Source organism: Psychromonas sp. SP041, from assembly GCF_000470315.2.
Lineage (GTDB): Bacteria > Pseudomonadota > Gammaproteobacteria > Enterobacterales > Psychromonadaceae > Psychromonas.
In genome coordinates this window covers 30,460-46,795 of sequence record NZ_CBRF02000019.1, presented here as the reverse complement: position 1 = coordinate 46,795, position 16,336 = coordinate 30,460, and the positions used below count along the sequence as shown (strand labels likewise).

The 16,336-nt window shown below is 35.8% G+C and carries 14 protein-coding genes; 4 read left to right on the top strand and 10 right to left on the bottom strand.

Going from position 1 to position 16,336, the window contains the following annotated elements; all coding sequences use genetic code 11:
- Positions 1-144: 144 nt before the first annotated feature.
- The 8 genes from SP041_RS11995 to yegQ all read right to left on the bottom strand — a co-directional run bounded on the left by SP041_RS11995 (position 145) and on the right by yegQ (position 8,487).
- Entirely contained in the window at positions 145-924 is a 780-nt protein-coding gene (locus tag SP041_RS11995) for an ATP-binding cassette domain-containing protein (RefSeq protein WP_137297859.1), read from the bottom strand.
- A 2-nt stretch (positions 925-926) separates the two neighbouring features.
- Positions 927-1,937: an oligopeptide/dipeptide ABC transporter ATP-binding protein gene (locus SP041_RS11990; RefSeq protein WP_137297858.1), complete on the bottom strand. Its 1,011-nt coding sequence runs from the start codon at positions 1,935-1,937 to the stop codon at positions 927-929.
- Positions 1,937-2,827, bottom strand: a complete 891-nt coding sequence (locus SP041_RS11985) for an ABC transporter permease subunit (protein WP_137297857.1) — start codon at positions 2,825-2,827, stop codon at positions 1,937-1,939. Before SP041_RS11985 ends, SP041_RS11990 begins: the two co-directional genes overlap by 1 nt.
- On the bottom strand, positions 2,814-3,791 hold the full coding sequence (locus tag SP041_RS11980) for an ABC transporter permease subunit (RefSeq protein WP_137297856.1): 978 nt from the start codon (positions 3,789-3,791) through the stop codon (positions 2,814-2,816). The genes SP041_RS11985 and SP041_RS11980 overlap by 14 nt, the downstream gene beginning before the upstream one ends.
- Before the next feature lies 1 nt (position 3,792).
- Positions 3,793-5,397 carry an ABC transporter substrate-binding protein gene (locus SP041_RS11975; RefSeq protein ID WP_137297855.1) on the bottom strand — a complete coding sequence of 535 codons (1,605 nt, stop codon included), beginning with the start codon at positions 5,395-5,397 and terminating at the stop codon, positions 3,793-3,795.
- Between the two features lie 133 nt (positions 5,398-5,530).
- Positions 5,531-6,805 (bottom strand): MATE family efflux transporter, encoded by a 1,275-nt coding sequence (locus SP041_RS11970; RefSeq protein WP_137297865.1) that lies wholly within the window; start codon positions 6,803-6,805, stop codon positions 5,531-5,533.
- A 56-nt stretch (positions 6,806-6,861) separates the two neighbouring features.
- Positions 6,862-7,110 (bottom strand): YfhL family 4Fe-4S dicluster ferredoxin, encoded by a 249-nt coding sequence (locus SP041_RS11965; RefSeq protein WP_137297854.1) that lies wholly within the window; start codon positions 7,108-7,110, stop codon positions 6,862-6,864.
- A 33-nt stretch (positions 7,111-7,143) separates the two neighbouring features.
- The gene (gene yegQ, locus SP041_RS11960; RefSeq protein ID WP_137297853.1) at positions 7,144-8,487 is read right to left on the bottom strand and encodes a tRNA 5-hydroxyuridine modification protein YegQ; all 1,344 of its coding nucleotides are present in this window, start codon (positions 8,485-8,487) and stop codon (positions 7,144-7,146) included.
- A 267-nt stretch (positions 8,488-8,754) separates the two neighbouring features.
- Here yegQ and proQ point away from each other — a divergent pair, with 267 nt between their 5' ends.
- The 3 genes from proQ (at position 8,755) to SP041_RS11945 (ending at position 13,122) form a co-directional block, all read left to right on the top strand.
- Positions 8,755-9,384: an RNA chaperone ProQ gene (gene proQ / locus SP041_RS11955; RefSeq protein WP_137297852.1), complete on the top strand. Its 630-nt coding sequence runs from the start codon at positions 8,755-8,757 to the stop codon at positions 9,382-9,384.
- 12 nt (positions 9,385-9,396) lie between these two features.
- Complete coding sequence (prc, locus tag SP041_RS11950; protein WP_137297851.1) at positions 9,397-11,391, top strand: carboxy terminal-processing peptidase; 1,995 nt, start codon at positions 9,397-9,399, stop codon at positions 11,389-11,391.
- Between the two features lie 69 nt (positions 11,392-11,460).
- Positions 11,461-13,122, top strand: a complete 1,662-nt coding sequence (locus SP041_RS11945) for an AMP-binding protein (RefSeq protein ID WP_137297850.1) — start codon at positions 11,461-11,463, stop codon at positions 13,120-13,122.
- Between the two features lie 185 nt (positions 13,123-13,307).
- Here SP041_RS11945 and SP041_RS11940 read toward each other — a convergent pair whose 3' ends face one another.
- Together SP041_RS11940 and SP041_RS11935 are read right to left on the bottom strand one after the other, a co-directional pair.
- Positions 13,308-14,048 (bottom strand): UDP-2,3-diacylglucosamine diphosphatase, encoded by a 741-nt coding sequence (locus tag SP041_RS11940; protein ID WP_137297849.1) that lies wholly within the window; start codon positions 14,046-14,048, stop codon positions 13,308-13,310.
- A gap of 5 nt (positions 14,049-14,053) precedes the next feature.
- Positions 14,054-14,548, bottom strand: coding sequence for a peptidylprolyl isomerase (locus tag SP041_RS11935; protein WP_025563144.1), 495 nt, complete (start codon positions 14,546-14,548; stop codon positions 14,054-14,056).
- 287 nt (positions 14,549-14,835) lie between these two features.
- Between SP041_RS11935 and cysS the strand changes: the two genes are divergently transcribed.
- Positions 14,836-16,233, top strand: coding sequence for a cysteine--tRNA ligase (gene cysS / locus SP041_RS11930; RefSeq protein WP_025563143.1), 1,398 nt, complete (start codon positions 14,836-14,838; stop codon positions 16,231-16,233).
- The last annotated feature ends 103 nt before the right edge of the window (positions 16,234-16,336 follow it).

Below are 16,336 nucleotides of genomic sequence, written 5' to 3'. Positions count from 1 at the left end.
AGTAAGGCTTACAATTAGTTACAAAATAGTTGAAAACTGATAAAAGTGTTTGCTATAAGACAACTGCAAAAGGTAAATATTGATAACTATAATTAAGCTATAAGGTAAAGTATCTTTTTTTATGATAATTTTGTCAACTATAAGTTACTTTCTGTAGTCTGGTTGGTGCGTTAATAGTAAATATTTTGTTTGTTCTTGTTGAGGGTGTTCACAAATAGTTGCTGTTGGACCTTTTTCTATTATTTTCCCCTGATGCAATACCATAATTTGATCACTCATGTGTTTGACTAAATGCATGTTGTGAGCAACAAAAATATAACTTGTTCCTTTTTCTCTTTGAATTTTAAGTAACAAGTTAACTATTTTAAACCTTAGTGAGATATCTAACGTCGTTAAAATTTCATCCGCTAAGATAATGTCGGGGTCTAAAATCATCGCACGCGCAATGGCGACTTGATGCTTTTGAACACTTGATAACATATTAGGAAAGAAAGCTAAATAATCAGGTAATAACCCAACTAGCTTTAATGTTTCAATAATTTTATCATGTCGTTCAGTTGCATTCTTATTAGTATTTAATTCTAAAGGCGCATTGAGGATTTTACCTACCGTCATTTTTGGATTTAATGAACTGCTTGGGTCTTGAAATATCATACGAACAGATAAACATCGTTGCTGAGAACTAAGAGATTCGAGCGGTTCTCCTTTTATGAATATATTACCTGAAGTTGCTTTTAATACACCCGCGATGGTTCTCACTAAAGCACTTTTTCCTGATCCACTTTCACCGACCACTGCTAATGTTTGTCCTGCTTCTATACTAAAGCTAACCGGGCCATAGGCTACTTTTTCACGCGTGGTAAATAACCCAGAAGGTTGTGTGAAACTTTTACAAAGATTAGTAACTTTTAATAATGACGGCATAATTAACTCAGTTTGATTGGGTAATGGCAGCGAAAACTATGACCTTTTTTGATCGTCAAGGTAGGATTTTTTACACAAATACGTTGTGCTCTAGGACACCTTGGCCCTAAACGGCAACCAATGGGTAATTGATTTGAAGAGGGAATGTTACCCGGCAGAGTATAAAGTTGTGCTTTATGCTCATAGATTTCTTCATTATTGATCATTGTTTTAAGCATCGCTTGCGTATAAGGATGCATTGCTGAACCCATAATTTGCTTATACGAACCGGATTCTACTGTTTGCCCACAATAAACTAAGGTCATGTAATCTGATATGCCACTTGTATTGGCAAAATTGTTACTTAATATGAGTAATGTCGTATTGTTTAACTGATTAAGCTTGTACAACAAACGGAATATTTGTGATTGTGTTACCGCTTCCATTGAGGTTGTCGGTTCATCGGCAATAATTAATCGAGGGTTGTTAGCAATCGCCATCGCAATCATGACTTTTTGACATACCCCTTCAGATAGTTGATGAGGGTAACAATTTAAAACCGCCACATCATTTTGAATGCCTACTTTATGTAACAATTCTTTAATTTGTAAACGTCTTGATGAAATATGAGCACGCTTTATTTTACTTAAAATACGTCTGAAGCGTTGCTGCATTGTTTTTTTAGGTAAAACCGATTCTATTTGAGTATGTATTTTTTGACTGGGATCTAAGTAAGAACTCGGCTCCTGAAAAATCATTGATATCTCAGTCCCTAGAATCTGACGTCGCTCTTTTTGTGATAATTTTGATAGGTCTGTTTTACCGAGGAACATGCGGTCAGCCGTCACCGTCCAATTACTGTTATGTAACCCTAATATAGCTTTAGCAATGAGGGTTTTTCCTGAGCCTGACTCACCGATTAAACCGTGTATTGAACCATCGACAATATTTAAAGAGGCTTTGTCGATAACACGAATTTTGCCCTGTGCCGTCTCAATATCAATACTTAAATTTCTGATATCTAATAAAGCCATTACTCTTCTCCTTCAATAACAGCGTGGCGAAGACCTTCTGCAAAAATATTCACGATAACGATCACGAGGAAAATAGCTAAGCCCGGAAAGGTCACTAACCAAGGAGATAGATATATAAGCTCCATACTGTTTGCAATTAATGAACCTAATTCTGTTTGTGGTAACTGTGCACCAAAACCTAAAAAACCTAATGTTGCAATTTCGATAATAGACATAGTGAATAAGCGATTAAGGATAGTAATCGTTGGTTCTAAAATATTAGGTAAAATGCCATAGCGAAATAACCGTGTTTTTGTCGCACCGTCTAATTGCAAAGCAACGATGTATTGTTTACTTAATTCTTGTTCAATGACAATGTAGCTGGCTCGTATAAATTGAGGTAAGAGTGAAAGTCCAATGGCAATTAAACAGTTGGTATAACTAGGTCCAAAAATAGTAATTAATATTAATGCAGAAAGTAAAGAAGGTATCGCTAACAGAGCGTCTAATAAATGATGTAAAACACTGGCTTTAACGCCTTTAGTTAACGCTGCGCCTGCACCAATTACCATGCCTAAAAAAGCGACAAAAAACGTAATAGTTAAAGCGCCACCTAAGGTGAATTGTAACCCCTGAAATAAACGAGATAGTGTATCTCTTCCTAAATCATCAGTGCCCAATATATGGTTTATATTACCACCTTTGGCCCAATAGGGCGGGAGTAACATGCTCTCAGGGTCTTGTGTTAGGGGGGAATGTGGCATAAACCAAGGTGATAAAATTGAGGTTGTAATTAATATAATCATCAACCACATTGCGACGACAGCAATGCTTTTACCTTTAAAAATAGACCAGATATAACGCAATGGAGATTGAATTTTATCTTCATTAAACCCGTTATTTATCAACATATAACGAACCTCTTCTTAGTGGGCTAATGAGTACCATAACGATTTCTGTGGCGATACTGAATATTAAAATAAAGCCGGTGATAATCAGCATACCTGCAGGAAGCACGAGATAATCACCAGATTTTAAAGAAATGAATAACCATTTTCCAATACCGTTTAGGTTAAATACAATTTCTACCGTCATGGCAAATGAAAGAATAGTACTTAATTGTAAACGTAATTGGGGAATAATGGGTGGTAATGCGTTCTTCAGTGCATGAGTGAAAACGATTTTAGTTCTTGAAAAACCTTTAGCGTAAGCCGTTTGTATATAGTTGCTGCGCATCACCATGGTCATCGAGTGACGTGTCAAACGGACTATCTCCGCAATTAAGAAAAAGGATAAAACCAACGCCGGTAATATCAAGTGGGCAACGCGGTCAATAAACGCGAAAAACCCATATTGTTCAGTAACCAATAAAGTATCAATTAATAAAAAACCTGTGACTACTGGGATGTCATACACTAAACTTAAATTACCATCAACGGGTAAAATATCACCTCCGATACTCGGTAATAAAATAGCCATCACACCGACCCAAAACACAGGTAGTGCAAGGCCGATGATAGCAATAGTCATGATCATATAATCAAGTTTTGTATTTCTGAATAACCCTGCAAGTAATCCTAGCGGAATCGCCATTAAGCTTGAAAATAATAAAGCAACAAAACAGAGCTCTAATGTAGAAGCAAAAAATACGAGTCCGCGTTTTAGTAAACCTTGTTGATCAATAGAGGAATAACCAAAATTACCATTTATAATCTGCCATAGATAAGAAAAATACTGTGCAATATAATTTCTTTGATCTAACGTTGTCGTCGCGTGACTGATTGTCACAGTACGATCAATCATAAAAGCAATAATAGTTAAAATAAGCGCAGTGATTAATAGTAGGTTTAAACGTCTGATTAAAAATGACAGCATATTAATTCAAATCTTGTTTAATGGCATTCTGAAAATTAATGCCGGTTAATGGATTCACTTCTACATTCAAGATCGATTTTGAAATCGCATCTAATCTTAAAACATGTGCAATAGGTAAGTACGGACGTTGATTAAAAACTTCATCTTGGATGTGATAATAGTTTTTAATGCGTTGTGCGAAATTAGACTCAGTTAATGATTGGTCTAACAATACTTGTGTATTAGGAGAGCACCAGTTACTGCTGTTTCCTGTTTCTGGAGTAGAGTTACAACTGAGTAATGGTCTAAATATACTATCAGGATCATTAATATGGACGTTAATTCCCGTTAAGTAAGTATCGTAATTTCCACTGTCTAATTTAGCTTTTAATGCGATTTCATGTAAATCATCGATACGGCTTTTAACGCCAACAGCCGCTAAATTTGCTTGAATTAATTCAGCCGTTTTATGAAAGTTAGGATTAAATACATCGGAGCTATCAGATAGTAAAATGCGTAGTGTTTGTGAAAAATCAAAGTGTAGATCTTTTAATGTCTGCTCTGCCTGTTCAGGGTTAAATAAATCGTTATCAAAACGAGGCTTTAATGCCCATGATTGTTTACTTAATAATGTTTCTGTCTGTATTGCGCTCTGAAAATAAACAGCGTTTAAAATAGTTTCTGTATCGACAGCTTGTGCTAAGGCTTGTCTAATTTTAGGGTTTTTCAGCTTATCTTGTTGAGTATTGAATGCCCATAATGAAATGTTCGCGGTAGATTTACTGTTTAAAGTGATTTCTTTATTGTGACTAATGGTTTCTAACTGGCTAGCAGCTGGGTATGAGATAGCATCACATTCACCAGATAACAATTTAGTATAACGTTTTGTTGCGCTTGGGTTAGTGAAAAAAATGAGATTTTCGATATTAGTCATCGACTGCCAGTAAAGATCATTTTTGGTATAACGAATAGTACCGTTATTATCAAAGCTCTTAAATTTAAATGGTCCTGTGCCGATCGGCTGAAAATCAATTTTTTCTGGATGTCCTTCTTTTAGTAACTGTTCACTATATTCTTTAGAATGAATGACTGCGTAATGTGCTGCTAAATTAGCAATCAAAGTGACATCTGGCTTTGATAGAACAAACTCAACGGTATGTTCATCAATTTTATTTATTGCAGATAATAAATTAGTAAAAGGGTGGTTGTAAAAGTAATTTACTGATTGATTATTAACAGTATGGTAAGGATTCGTTACATCCAGCATGCGATTAAAACTAAACAACACATCGTCTGCATTTAAAAACCTTGTTGGCTGAAAGTAATCGGTTTCATGAAAACTGATATTATTACGTAATGTAAAACGATAACGAAGTTTGTCATCGCTACGTTCCCAGCTTTTTGCTAAATCAGGCACAAACTCATTGGTTTTAGAGTCGATTTTTACTAAGCGACTAAATATTTGATGAGTTGTTGCATCTAAGCTCGCGATGTCATCGCTTATTTGGGGATTAAATGAGGTCGGCTGACTATCTGTACAATAGATAAGCGTATTTTGTGTCAGCGCTTTATTTTGATAACAACCACTGAGGCTGACAATTAAGAACAATAAGCATATTAAACGCATAGTGTTTGCTATTCCATTAGAGTAATAAGGCTAATTTAACATTTGATAAGCTGAAATAAAATATTAAATATCATAAGGATAGGTTAACTCGGTAATTTAATGAAATTAATACAATAAATTCGTTCGTATTGAGTTAATTATAATCTAATTTACGCAGTATTCGGTAGCATATCATAATTGCCATGATAGCAAATATAACACTGCCTAATGCTTGACCGATCAGTATTCCTTGAGCACCATAATAATAAGCGCCAATACTCACAAAAGGGATTGTGCCTAACGACATTTTTGCGAGATTAAGGGAGCTTGCTATTTTCGGGTGACCCACATTATTTAAAAATGACATCGCCACTAAATTCATGGCAACAAAAATAAAAGTAATGCTAATATATTGGCAGAAAAACCGAATCATAATAGCTGCGCCATCTTGTGCATTAAATAAGGTAACCAAATACTCTTGTAATAAAGAAAGTACTAATGCCAATACAAAGACATATTTAATAATAAAATTAAGTGATTGGTTTAATGTTGTTTTAACGCGTTTGAATTGCCTTGCACCAATGTTTTGACTAATGATTGGCCCTATCGCACCTGGCATCGCAAATAGCATCATAAAAACAACAGGGATTAATCGACTAATGATAGCCCAGCCTGCCACAAAGCTTGGTCCAAATTTAGCTATTTCATAAGTAATGTAAAGTTGACTAAGCGGCGTTGCCATTTGTGTTAGTGACACGGGGAGTGCGACTTTTAAAATAAATTGAGCTTGCTTTTTAAACGCTGTAAATCCAACTTTCGTTATAAATTTAGCTTTGATCAATAAATAATAAGCCGCCAGTAATAACATCGCGCTTTTAGCCATCAAGGAAGCAAAAGCGGCACCTTTAAGATCCTGTTCAAAATAAAAAATCATTAACGGGTCAAGAATAATATTAACTACGCCCGCGGTAATCGTGCAATACATACCTAATTTTGCTTTGCCTAGTGCGCGCAATGTTGAGGTTATTTGCATACCGAGTGCAATGATAGGAAATGCAATAAGCGTGATACTTAAATAATCACTTGCTGCTCGTAATTCGTCACCTTTAGCGCCTAATAATGTTAATAAGGTATTTGCGTTACAAAAAATAAGGAAGCTAACTAATAAGCTAATAATAAAGGTGATCACATAACAAGTCATTGCTGCTTGTTTAGCTTGTTGTTCTTGTTGCTGACCAATCATTCTTGCGACAACAACTGAGTTTGCAATCATCATTGCGATGGTAATAGACGTTGTGAAAAACAAAATTGCAGCAGCGTAGCCAATGGCAGATAAAAGCAGAGGTTGATTTAATAAACTAATAAAGTAGATATCGACAAGATCGACAATAAAGAAAACACTCAGTCCAATTACATTGGTGAGTGCCATTTTTATAATGTGTTCGGAGATATCTCCTTGTGTAAATTTAGCGGTTAACGACACCGTCAATTAACGTATAAACTAGCGAACTTATCTAACAACTGTTCTTGTGTTTCTTTGTTGTTCGGGTCAACGATAATACAGTTAATAGGGCAGACAGCGACACAAGTTGCTTTTTCATAAAAACCAACACATTCAGTACAAAGATCTGAGTTTATTTCATATATTTCTGCACCAAATGTTATTGCTTCATTTGGGCATTCTGGATCGCACATATCACAATTGATACAGCTATCTTCTATTAGCAGCGCCATTTTATAGTAGTACCATTTTATAACTAAGCCATCTTATTTAGAGTGCGGATTGCGGGTGTCATTACCTTGAGCAAGGTTACGCATTAGTAAGCCGTGGTTCAAATCAATTTCTTTTGGTACGGGTATATATAAAGTATGGCCAGAGCCTGGCGCAACATCGACTAATTCGCCTTTTCGGTTATGTAGCTCTTCAAGTTTAAAGTTGATATTACCTTGTGGTGTCATTAATTCTAGTTTGTCACCCACTAAAAATTTGTTTTTAACGTTAACTTCAGCAAGTCCTTGAGCATTACGGCCCATTATTTCGCCTACAAATTGCTGCGTGTCACTTACTGAATATCCAACATCATAATTTTGATACTGGTCATGAGTATGGCGACTTAAGAAACCTTCGGTATAACCACGATGCGCCAAGTTTTCTAAAGAACTCATTAATGATGGATCAAAAGGGTGGCCAGCGATTGCATCATCCATTGCTTTACGATAAATCTGCGCTGTTCGTGCACAATAATAAAAGCTCTTGGTACGCCCTTCAATTTTTAATGAATGAACCCCTATTTTTAAAAGGCGCTCTACATGTTGAATCGCCCGTAAATCTTTCGAGTTCATAATATACGTGCCATGCTCATCTTCAAAAGCAGGCATATATTCACCAGGGCGACCTTGTTCTTGCAACAAAAATAGTTGGTCTGTTGTTTGTCCGCTACCTAAAGTAGGTTCAGCAGGTTGAATAGCAACAATATCACCGGTTTCATTTTCTTGGGCTTCATGCGCATCGTATTTCCAACGGCATGAATTAGTACACGTCCCTTGATTTGGATCGCGTTTGTTAATATAGCCAGATAATAAACAACGCCCAGAATAAGCCATACATAATGCGCCATGTACAAAAACTTCAATTTCAATCTCAGGACAGTGGTAACGAATATCTTCTATTTCATCTAGTGATAGTTCACGAGACAAAATAACGCGCTCAATACCTTGTTGATACCAAAATTTAACGGTGGCCCAATTGACTGCATTCGCTTGTACGCTCAAATGAATAGGCATATCAGGGAAAACATCACGCACCATCATGATTAAACCAGGATCGGACATAATTAATGCATCTGGTTTTAAATCAACAACGGGCTTCATATCACGAATAAATGTTTTTAATTTAGAATTATGAGGCTGTATATTGCAAACAACGTATAATTTTTTACCTTGAGCATGCGCTTCATTAATGCCAATCTGTAACTTCTCGATATTAAATTCATTATTTCGAACACGTAAAGAGTAGCGAGGTTGACCTGCGTAAACTGCATCTGCTCCATAAGCAAAAGCGTATCGCATGTTCTTTAATGTGCCTGCTGGTGATAATAATTCTGGTTTCATCGGTCTCTCTTTAATGATAATCAAGTCGTAACATCGTAAAATTAATGTAAATATATTACTTGTTTTTATAAAAAAGGTGTAGAAGAAGCTGATAAACCTTAACTTTTCATAATAAATATCAATAAATTGACGGGAATAGGTTCCTATAACAATAATTCGGTTCACATTTAATAAACGCAACACTATACTACCGAGTAATTTTCTTAATGATAATCAGAGATTTACTCTGGATATCTTTCAACATCGTTTTTAAATATTAGGTTTTACATGGAAATCACAGAAAAGTTTACAAATAACAAACAAATCATTGCCTTCTTAACAGAACAGTTCCCAGCTTGTTTCATCGCTGGTTCAGAGTCTGCAAAACCATTAAAAATTGGTGTGTTCCAAGAATTAGCGGCTCGTCTAGAAAACGAAACGCGTGTAAGCAAAACACAGCTTAGAGGCGCGTTACGTCAATACACAATGAGCTGGCGCTACCTTCACTGTGTTAAAGCAGGTACTAAACGTATCGACTTAGACGGTGTAGAAGGTGATGAAGTGTCACAAGAGCATGCTGACCACGCTCAATTGTCACTAAAAGAAAGTAAAGAAAAAGCATTTGCTAATAAGAAAAAAACAGAATCAAATAAAGCACCTGCTCGTGCTGCTAAGAAAGTATCTGTACCAAGTCGTAAAAAAGATGCGCCTAAAAAAGCAGCTAAAAAGCCTGAGATTGATTTAAGCCAATATAAAGAAGCTAACCATAATGAACTAAAAGTGGCACAATCAGTCAAAGTTCTTTTAGGTAAGACTCCAGTCTCTGCAACCGTAGTAGAAATTTTAAAAGAAGAAGTACAAGTACAACTAGACTCAGGAATGGTTGTGAAAGTTAAAGCTAAGCATTTAATCGTATAAAAGGTCTTTTTAATGAAAAAACTCTTTCGTCATGCATTAATTCTCTCTCAGTTATGTTTTGTGGGGGCGACATTTTCCGCCACCGATAGTGTCTCTTTAAAAGATATTCCACAGTTGAAGCAAGAATCTCAACATGCAAAAGTGGCGAAAAGAGTGAGCGACTTATTCAGTCGCTCTCATTACAAATATATTCCTTTAGACGACGAATTATCTGCCAAGGTATTTGAACGTTATATTGAACAATTAGACTTTAATAAACAAATTTTCATGCAAAGTGATATTGATGATATGAAAGCATATCAATTCACTTTTGATGATAATTTGAAGTTTGGTCAATTAGATTCAATCTACGCAATTTATCAACTTAACTTAACACGTCGATTTGAACGTTTTACTTATGCATTATCTTTATTAGACAATGAAATTAAGTTCGATACAGAAGAAGAGTATCAATACGATCGAAGTGATGCAGCTTGGGCTAAAGATAAAACAGAGTTAGATATGCTTTGGCAAGCTCGCGTTAAATCGGATGCCCTGACATTAAAGTTATCTGATAAAAAGTGGCCTGAAATTAAAACGTTACTAACTAAACGTTATAATTATGCTCTGAAGCATTTAACGCAGACTGAAAGTGAAGATGTTTTTCAAACTTTCATGAATGCTTATGCATACACCATTGAACCGCATACAAGTTACTTATCGCCTCGTAATGCTGAACGTTTTAAAATGGAAATGAATCTTTCTTTAGAAGGGATTGGTGCCGTTTTACAACTTGAAGATGATTACACTGTTGTTCGCAGTCTTGTCCCTGGCGGCCCTGCAGATAAATCTAAACTATTGTTAAAAGATGACAAAATAATCGGTGTCGGCCAAAAAGGCGAGAAAATTATTGATGTTGTTGGATGGCGTTTAGACGATATCGTTGAATTAATCAAAGGCCCGAAAGGCACAACGGTTCAGTTACAAATTCTATCGGGTAAAGCTGGCGATGTTAATAAAGTCATTAATATTGTGCGTGAAGAAATTCACCTTGAAGACAGAGAAGCTAAATCATCAGTAGAAGTAATTGATGGTAAAAATATTGGCGTTATCACTATTCCAAGCTTTTACATTAAGCTTAGTGAAGATGTTGACCGTGAGTTAGCTGCATTAGCTAAAAAAGATGTTAAAGGTATTGTTATTGATTTACGAAACAATGGTGGCGGTGCATTAAGCGAAGCAACATTGTTAACAGGATTATTTATAAAAACAGGCCCTGTTGTGCAAGTGAGAGATAGTCGTCAAGAAATCTCTGTGCAAGTAGATGATAACGAATCTATCTCTTATGACGGTCCTTTAACCATATTAATTAATCGTAATAGTGCTTCTGCATCAGAAATCTTTGCTGCTGCATTACAAGATTATGGTCGAGCGATTATTATTGGTGAGCAAAGTTACGGTAAAGGGACGGTTCAACAACATCGACGTATTGCACGTTATTATGATACTAATCAAGATGCTGTCGGTTCAGTGCAATATACAATTGCAAAATTTTACCGAATTAATGGTGGAAGCACACAAAATAAAGGTGTGATTCCTGATATTGCTTTCCCAACTGCGATCGACCCTAAAGATACAGGCGAAAGTTTAGCGAAGAATGCGTTACCGTGGGATAATGTTAAATCAGCAAAATATAATAAAGTTGATGATCTGCAAGAACAAATAAAAGAGCTAACATTAGATCATAAGACACGTATTAAAGATGAAATTGAATTTGGTTATTTAGCCGATGACATTAATGAATATAAACTTGAAAAAGATAAAACGAGTATTTCATTAGTTGAAAAGGATCGCGTTTCTGAGCGAGAAGCAAATGAAGTCGATAACCTAAAACGCACGAATGAACGTCTTAAACGTGCAGGTTTAAAAGAAGTTAAATCATTAGATGATATACCAGATGATTTTGAACCTGTTGATGCATTTTTAATTGAAGCTGGCCACATCACTTTGGATTATGCCAACCTATAGATAATTGTTCGGTATTAAAATAAAAACCGACTTCTATAGTCGGTTTTTTTATTTTAGTAGGAGTTGATTATGTTTAAACCTTGGTTAGATAAATATCCACCTGGTATTAGCAGCGATATTAATGAAAAAACACTAATCAACTTAGTTGATATGTTTGAACATTCATTCGATGAATATGCAGATCACATTGCTTTTATCAACATGGATGAAACGTTAACCTACAGAGAGCTAGAGTCACAATCGCGTGATATAGCCACTTATCTACAACAAACCTCTCAATTATCAAAGGGCGACCGCGTTGCGGTAATGATGCCTAACCTCTTACAATACCCTATTATTTTATTAGGTATATTAAGGTCAGGCCTAGTTGCTGTTAATGTTAACCCTTTATACACCGCTTCAGAATTAAAACACCAACTTAACGATTCCGGAGCTAAAGCAATATTTATCGTTTCTAATTATGCACAGACATTAGAAAGCATTGTTAAAGAGACTGACATTGAGCATGTAGTCTTAACTAAAATTGGTGACGCATTACCACTGATGAAGCGTAAATTAGTTAACTTTATTGTCGCTTATGTCAAAAAAATGGTGCCTAAATTTAAATTACCAAGTGCGAAAAGTTATCGAAATGCGTTAAAAGAGGGCGCAAAAGGTCAATATATTCGTCCTGTTATTAACTTAGACGATATCGCATTTATACAATATACCGGAGGGACAACGGGGTTATCTAAAGGAGCTGTTATGTCTCATCGAAATATGGCGGCAAGCCTTGCACAAGCAGATGCAGTCTTTGGGTTAACGATTGAACAAGAAACAGAAATGATTGTTACTGCCTTACCTCTTTACCATGCTTTTGCGTTAACTGTAAATTGCTTGTTCTTTATTAAAAGAGGGGCTACCAACTTACTCATTACCAACCCACGCGACTTAGATACCTTCATTAAAACCTTAAGTAAATATAGATTTACTTACTTTACTGCGCTTAATACATTGTTTAATGCATTATTAAATCACCCTAAAATAAATACCGTTGATTTTTCTCATTTAAAAATCACGTTAGCGGGTGGGATGGCAACGCAAACCAAGGTTGCTAAACAATGGAAAGAAGTGACAGGAAGTACGGTTATTGAAGGATATGGATTAACTGAATGTGCACCGATGGTCAGTGTTAATGCTTATAATGTTGATGTACATGATGGTTCTATCGGACTGCCTATGCCAGGAACTGATTTGCGCTTAATCAATGATAAAAATGAGATTGTCGATACCGTTAATTGTGTCGGCGAAATCGAAATTAAAGGCCCGCAAGTCATGGTCAGTTATTGGAATAGCCCAACTGAAACTGCAGAAGCCTTTAATGATGGTTGGTTTAAAAGTGGTGACATAGGATTGTTTAATGAAGAGGGACTTCTGTATTTGGTCGATCGTAAAAAAGACATGATATTAGTCTCTGGTTTTAATGTTTATCCTAATGAAATTGAAGATATAGTGGTTCAATTGGACGGTGTACTTGAAGCTGCTGTTATTGGGATTGAAGATGAAGCAACGGGGGAAAGAGTTAAATTGTTTGTTGTATTAAACGATCATAAGGTTACCGTTGGAAACATTAAAACCCATTGCGCAAAGTATTTGACGCGCTATAAACAGCCTAAACAAATAGAAATTGTGACCGAGTTGCCTAAAAATAATGTCGGAAAAGTATTACGACGTTTATTAAAAGAAAGGTAAGAGTATTTATAAAGTGAATAGGATTTATCCATAACTAAGAATTAAGAATTAAGAATTAAGAAATAAGAAATAAGAATTAAGAAATAAGAAATAAGAAATAAGAACTAAGAATTAAAAATAGAAAAACGAGTTAATTTATATTGTTTAATAAATTAACTCGTTTGCTGACTGTAAATAACCCTGTGTTACTGCTGGTAATAATCTATCGGTAAAATCACTAACTCAACACCCTCAGGGTTAGCATCAACAAAACTCAAGTTTGTATACCAATCCCCTACATCAAACCTTTGTCCTGCTTGCTCATTAACCGTAAAGTCATGAATAAAAGCTTGATGAGTATGACCGTGTATTAAACGTTGTACTTTATGATGTTCCATTAAGCGAATGACTTCTTGTTCAGTGACGCCCATCATATTAGTATTTTTATACACTTTTTTAGATTGGCTCGCCGTGCGGATTTTCCATCCAATACGTTTACGCAATTTTAACGGCAAGCAGTTAAATATGAATTGCAATATTGGATTATGAATGACTTTGCGCATACGTTGATAATTTTTATCAAATAAACAAAGTGTATCGCCGTGCATGATTAATGTTTTTATACCGTATAAATCTATTTCAGTGTGTTCAGGTAACAAGGTCATTGAAGCTTGTTTTGCATAACGTTTACCGATCATAAAATCACGGTTTCCGTGTATATAAAATATTTTAGCATTATTCTTTTTAGCAAAACTGGTTAGCTTTTGCGCCACTTCATCCATTAAAGGTGTGTGTTCATCGTCTCCAATCCATACTTCAAACATGTCGCCTAAAATATAAAGCGTTTCTGCATTAGTTGCTTCTTTTTCAAGAAAAGCAAAAAGCGCATCCGTGATATGACGGTGATTCTCGCTGAGATGTAAATCTGCAATGAATAAAGTGCGCATAATAACTACGCTACTGTAACGCTAGTGATAACAACATCATCTAGTGGCACATCTTGATGTACGTAATGTGCGTTACCTGTTGCAACACCTTTGATTTTATCGACTACATCTTCACCTGCGGTTACTTTAGCGAATACACAGTATCCCCAACCATCAGTTGTTTCTGATTTAAAGTCTAAGAATTTATTATCACCAACATTGATGAAGAACTGAGCTGACGCTGAATGTGGTTCCATCGTACGAGCCATTGCGACAGAATATTTAACGTTTGATAAACCGTTGTTTGCTTCATTTTTAATTGGTTTTTGGCTATCTTTTTCTTCCATACCCGGTGCGAAACCGCCACCTTGAACCATAAAACCATCGATAACACGATGAAAAATGGTATTGTCGTAATGACCACTTGTTGCATATTTAATGAAGTTAGCAACCGTTTTCGGTGCTTTTTCTTCATTCATTTCTAATGTGATGTCGCCAAAGTTTGTGTGTAAAGTAATCATTATAAAATCCTATCCTAAAAAGAGCCTTATTGTACCTTAATAGCAATGAAATTAAAAAGAGGCTCAATGCCACGTATCCAAATCGATTACTCGTTAGTGATGATTTTTAAAGAAAAAGAACTCTCTTTTTTGTTTGATACTGGGTTAATATCTATTTTGTAGCATAATACTTGAGCAGTTAATGACTGCCTTCGATATAACCTGTTAATTCATTAAATACAAAGGGTGAATTTGTCACTTTAGCAGGTTAGAATAAGCCTTTTTACAGTAATCGCATTGGATGGAAAATGTTAAAAATATATAACACACTAACTCGTAGTAAAGAACAATTTAAACCCCTTGTTGAAGGCAAAGTGGGAATGTATGTGTGTGGTGTTACCATCTACGATTATTGTCATATAGGTCACGGCCGTACATTTGTTGCTTTTGATACTGTTGCTCGCTACTTGCGTTTTAGTGGTTACGATTTAAATTTTATTCGTAATATCACTGATGTTGATGACAAGATCATTAAACGCGCCAATGAAAACGGTGAAACGTGTGACCAATTAACAACTCGATTTACTGATGCAATGCATGCTGATTTTGATGCATTAAATATGATCAGACCCGATATTGAGCCTCGTGTGACTGACCACATGCCTGAAGTGATTGAAATGGTAGAAGCGTTGATTGCTAAAAATCATGCGTATGTTGCTGATTCTGGTGATGTACTTTTCTCTGTTTCATCTTTCCCTGAATATGGCCAATTAAGTGGGCAAAATTTAGAGATGCTACAGGCTGGTTCTCGTGTTGAAGTAGAAGACAGTAAACACGACCCGCTTGATTTTGTTTTATGGAAAATGGCTAAACCTGGTGAACCTGCGTGGTCATCTCCATGGGGAGAAGGGCGTCCAGGTTGGCATATCGAATGTTCAGCGATGAACAAAAAACATCTAGGTGAAGTCTTTGATATTCACGGTGGCGGTTCGGATTTGAGCTTCCCACATCATGAAAATGAAATTGCACAGTCGTGTTGTGCACATCATGGCCAATACGTTAATACTTGGATGCATTCAGGTATGGTACAAGTCGATAAAGTTAAAATGTCTAAATCATTGAATAACTTTTTTACGATTAAAGATGTATTAGATGTTTATGACAGTGAATCAGTGCGTTATTTCTTAATCTCTGGTCATTACCGTAGCCAATTAAATTACTCTGAAGATAATTTAAAGCAAGCTAGAGCAAGCCTAGAACGTCTATACACAGCAATACGCGATGTTGATGTTACTGACATTACAACGTCAGATGATACCGTTAAAGAAAGTAAGTTTTATCAAGGTTTTGTTAAAGCAATGGATGATGACTTTAATACGCCTGAAGCATTAGCCGTATTATTCGACCTCGCTAAAGAGCTTAATCGTGTTAAATCAAATGACGCAGAAAAAGCAATACAGTTAGCAAGTATGTTAGTTAAGTTTGCTAACGTACTGGGTTTATTAACGCAAAATCCAGATCATTTCTTGCAAGGTGATAGCGGTTCAGACGACCAAGCAGCTGAAATAGAAGCGTTAATCGTTCAACGTAATACAGCAAGAGCGAATAAAGATTGGGCGAGTGCAGATGATGCTCGTGATAAATTAGCCGCTTTAAACGTCGTACTTGAAGATGGTGCTAACGGCACAACTTGGCGTAAAGTTTAAGCATTGTAAATTATAAGCTATCTAAAGACAGTAGATAGCTTCCAGTACCAACTAAGTCCTTGTCATAAATAAGGACAAGATTGCAAAAAAGGAGAACAATTGT

Excerpts from the sequence above, each read along its gene's own strand:
- SP041_RS11985 (WP_137297857.1), bottom strand. The coding sequence starts at position 2,827 with ATGTTGATAAATAACGGGTTTAATGAAGATAAAATTCAATCTCCATTG.
- SP041_RS11995 (WP_137297859.1), bottom strand. The coding sequence starts at position 924 with ATGCCGTCATTATTAAAAGTTACTAATCTTTGTAAAAGTTTCACACAA.
- SP041_RS11945 (WP_137297850.1), top strand. The coding sequence starts at position 11,461 with ATGTTTAAACCTTGGTTAGATAAATATCCACCTGGTATTAGCAGCGAT.
- SP041_RS11980 (WP_137297856.1), bottom strand. The coding sequence starts at position 3,791 with ATGCTGTCATTTTTAATCAGACGTTTAAACCTACTATTAATCACTGCG.
- cysS (WP_025563143.1), top strand. The coding sequence starts at position 14,836 with ATGTTAAAAATATATAACACACTAACTCGTAGTAAAGAACAATTTAAA.
- SP041_RS11965 (WP_137297854.1), bottom strand. The coding sequence starts at position 7,110 with ATGGCGCTGCTAATAGAAGATAGCTGTATCAATTGTGATATGTGCGAT.
- yegQ (WP_137297853.1), bottom strand. The coding sequence starts at position 8,487 with ATGAAACCAGAATTATTATCACCAGCAGGCACATTAAAGAACATGCGA.
- SP041_RS11935 (WP_025563144.1), bottom strand. The coding sequence starts at position 14,548 with ATGATTACTTTACACACAAACTTTGGCGACATCACATTAGAAATGAAT.
- SP041_RS11940 (WP_137297849.1), bottom strand. The coding sequence starts at position 14,048 with ATGCGCACTTTATTCATTGCAGATTTACATCTCAGCGAGAATCACCGT.
- SP041_RS11975 (WP_137297855.1), bottom strand. The coding sequence starts at position 5,397 with ATGCGTTTAATATGCTTATTGTTCTTAATTGTCAGCCTCAGTGGTTGT.
- proQ (WP_137297852.1), top strand. The coding sequence starts at position 8,755 with ATGGAAATCACAGAAAAGTTTACAAATAACAAACAAATCATTGCCTTC.
- SP041_RS11990 (WP_137297858.1), bottom strand. The coding sequence starts at position 1,937 with ATGGCTTTATTAGATATCAGAAATTTAAGTATTGATATTGAGACGGCA.
- prc (WP_137297851.1), top strand. The coding sequence starts at position 9,397 with ATGAAAAAACTCTTTCGTCATGCATTAATTCTCTCTCAGTTATGTTTT.
- SP041_RS11970 (WP_137297865.1), bottom strand. The coding sequence starts at position 6,805 with ATGGCACTCACCAATGTAATTGGACTGAGTGTTTTCTTTATTGTCGAT.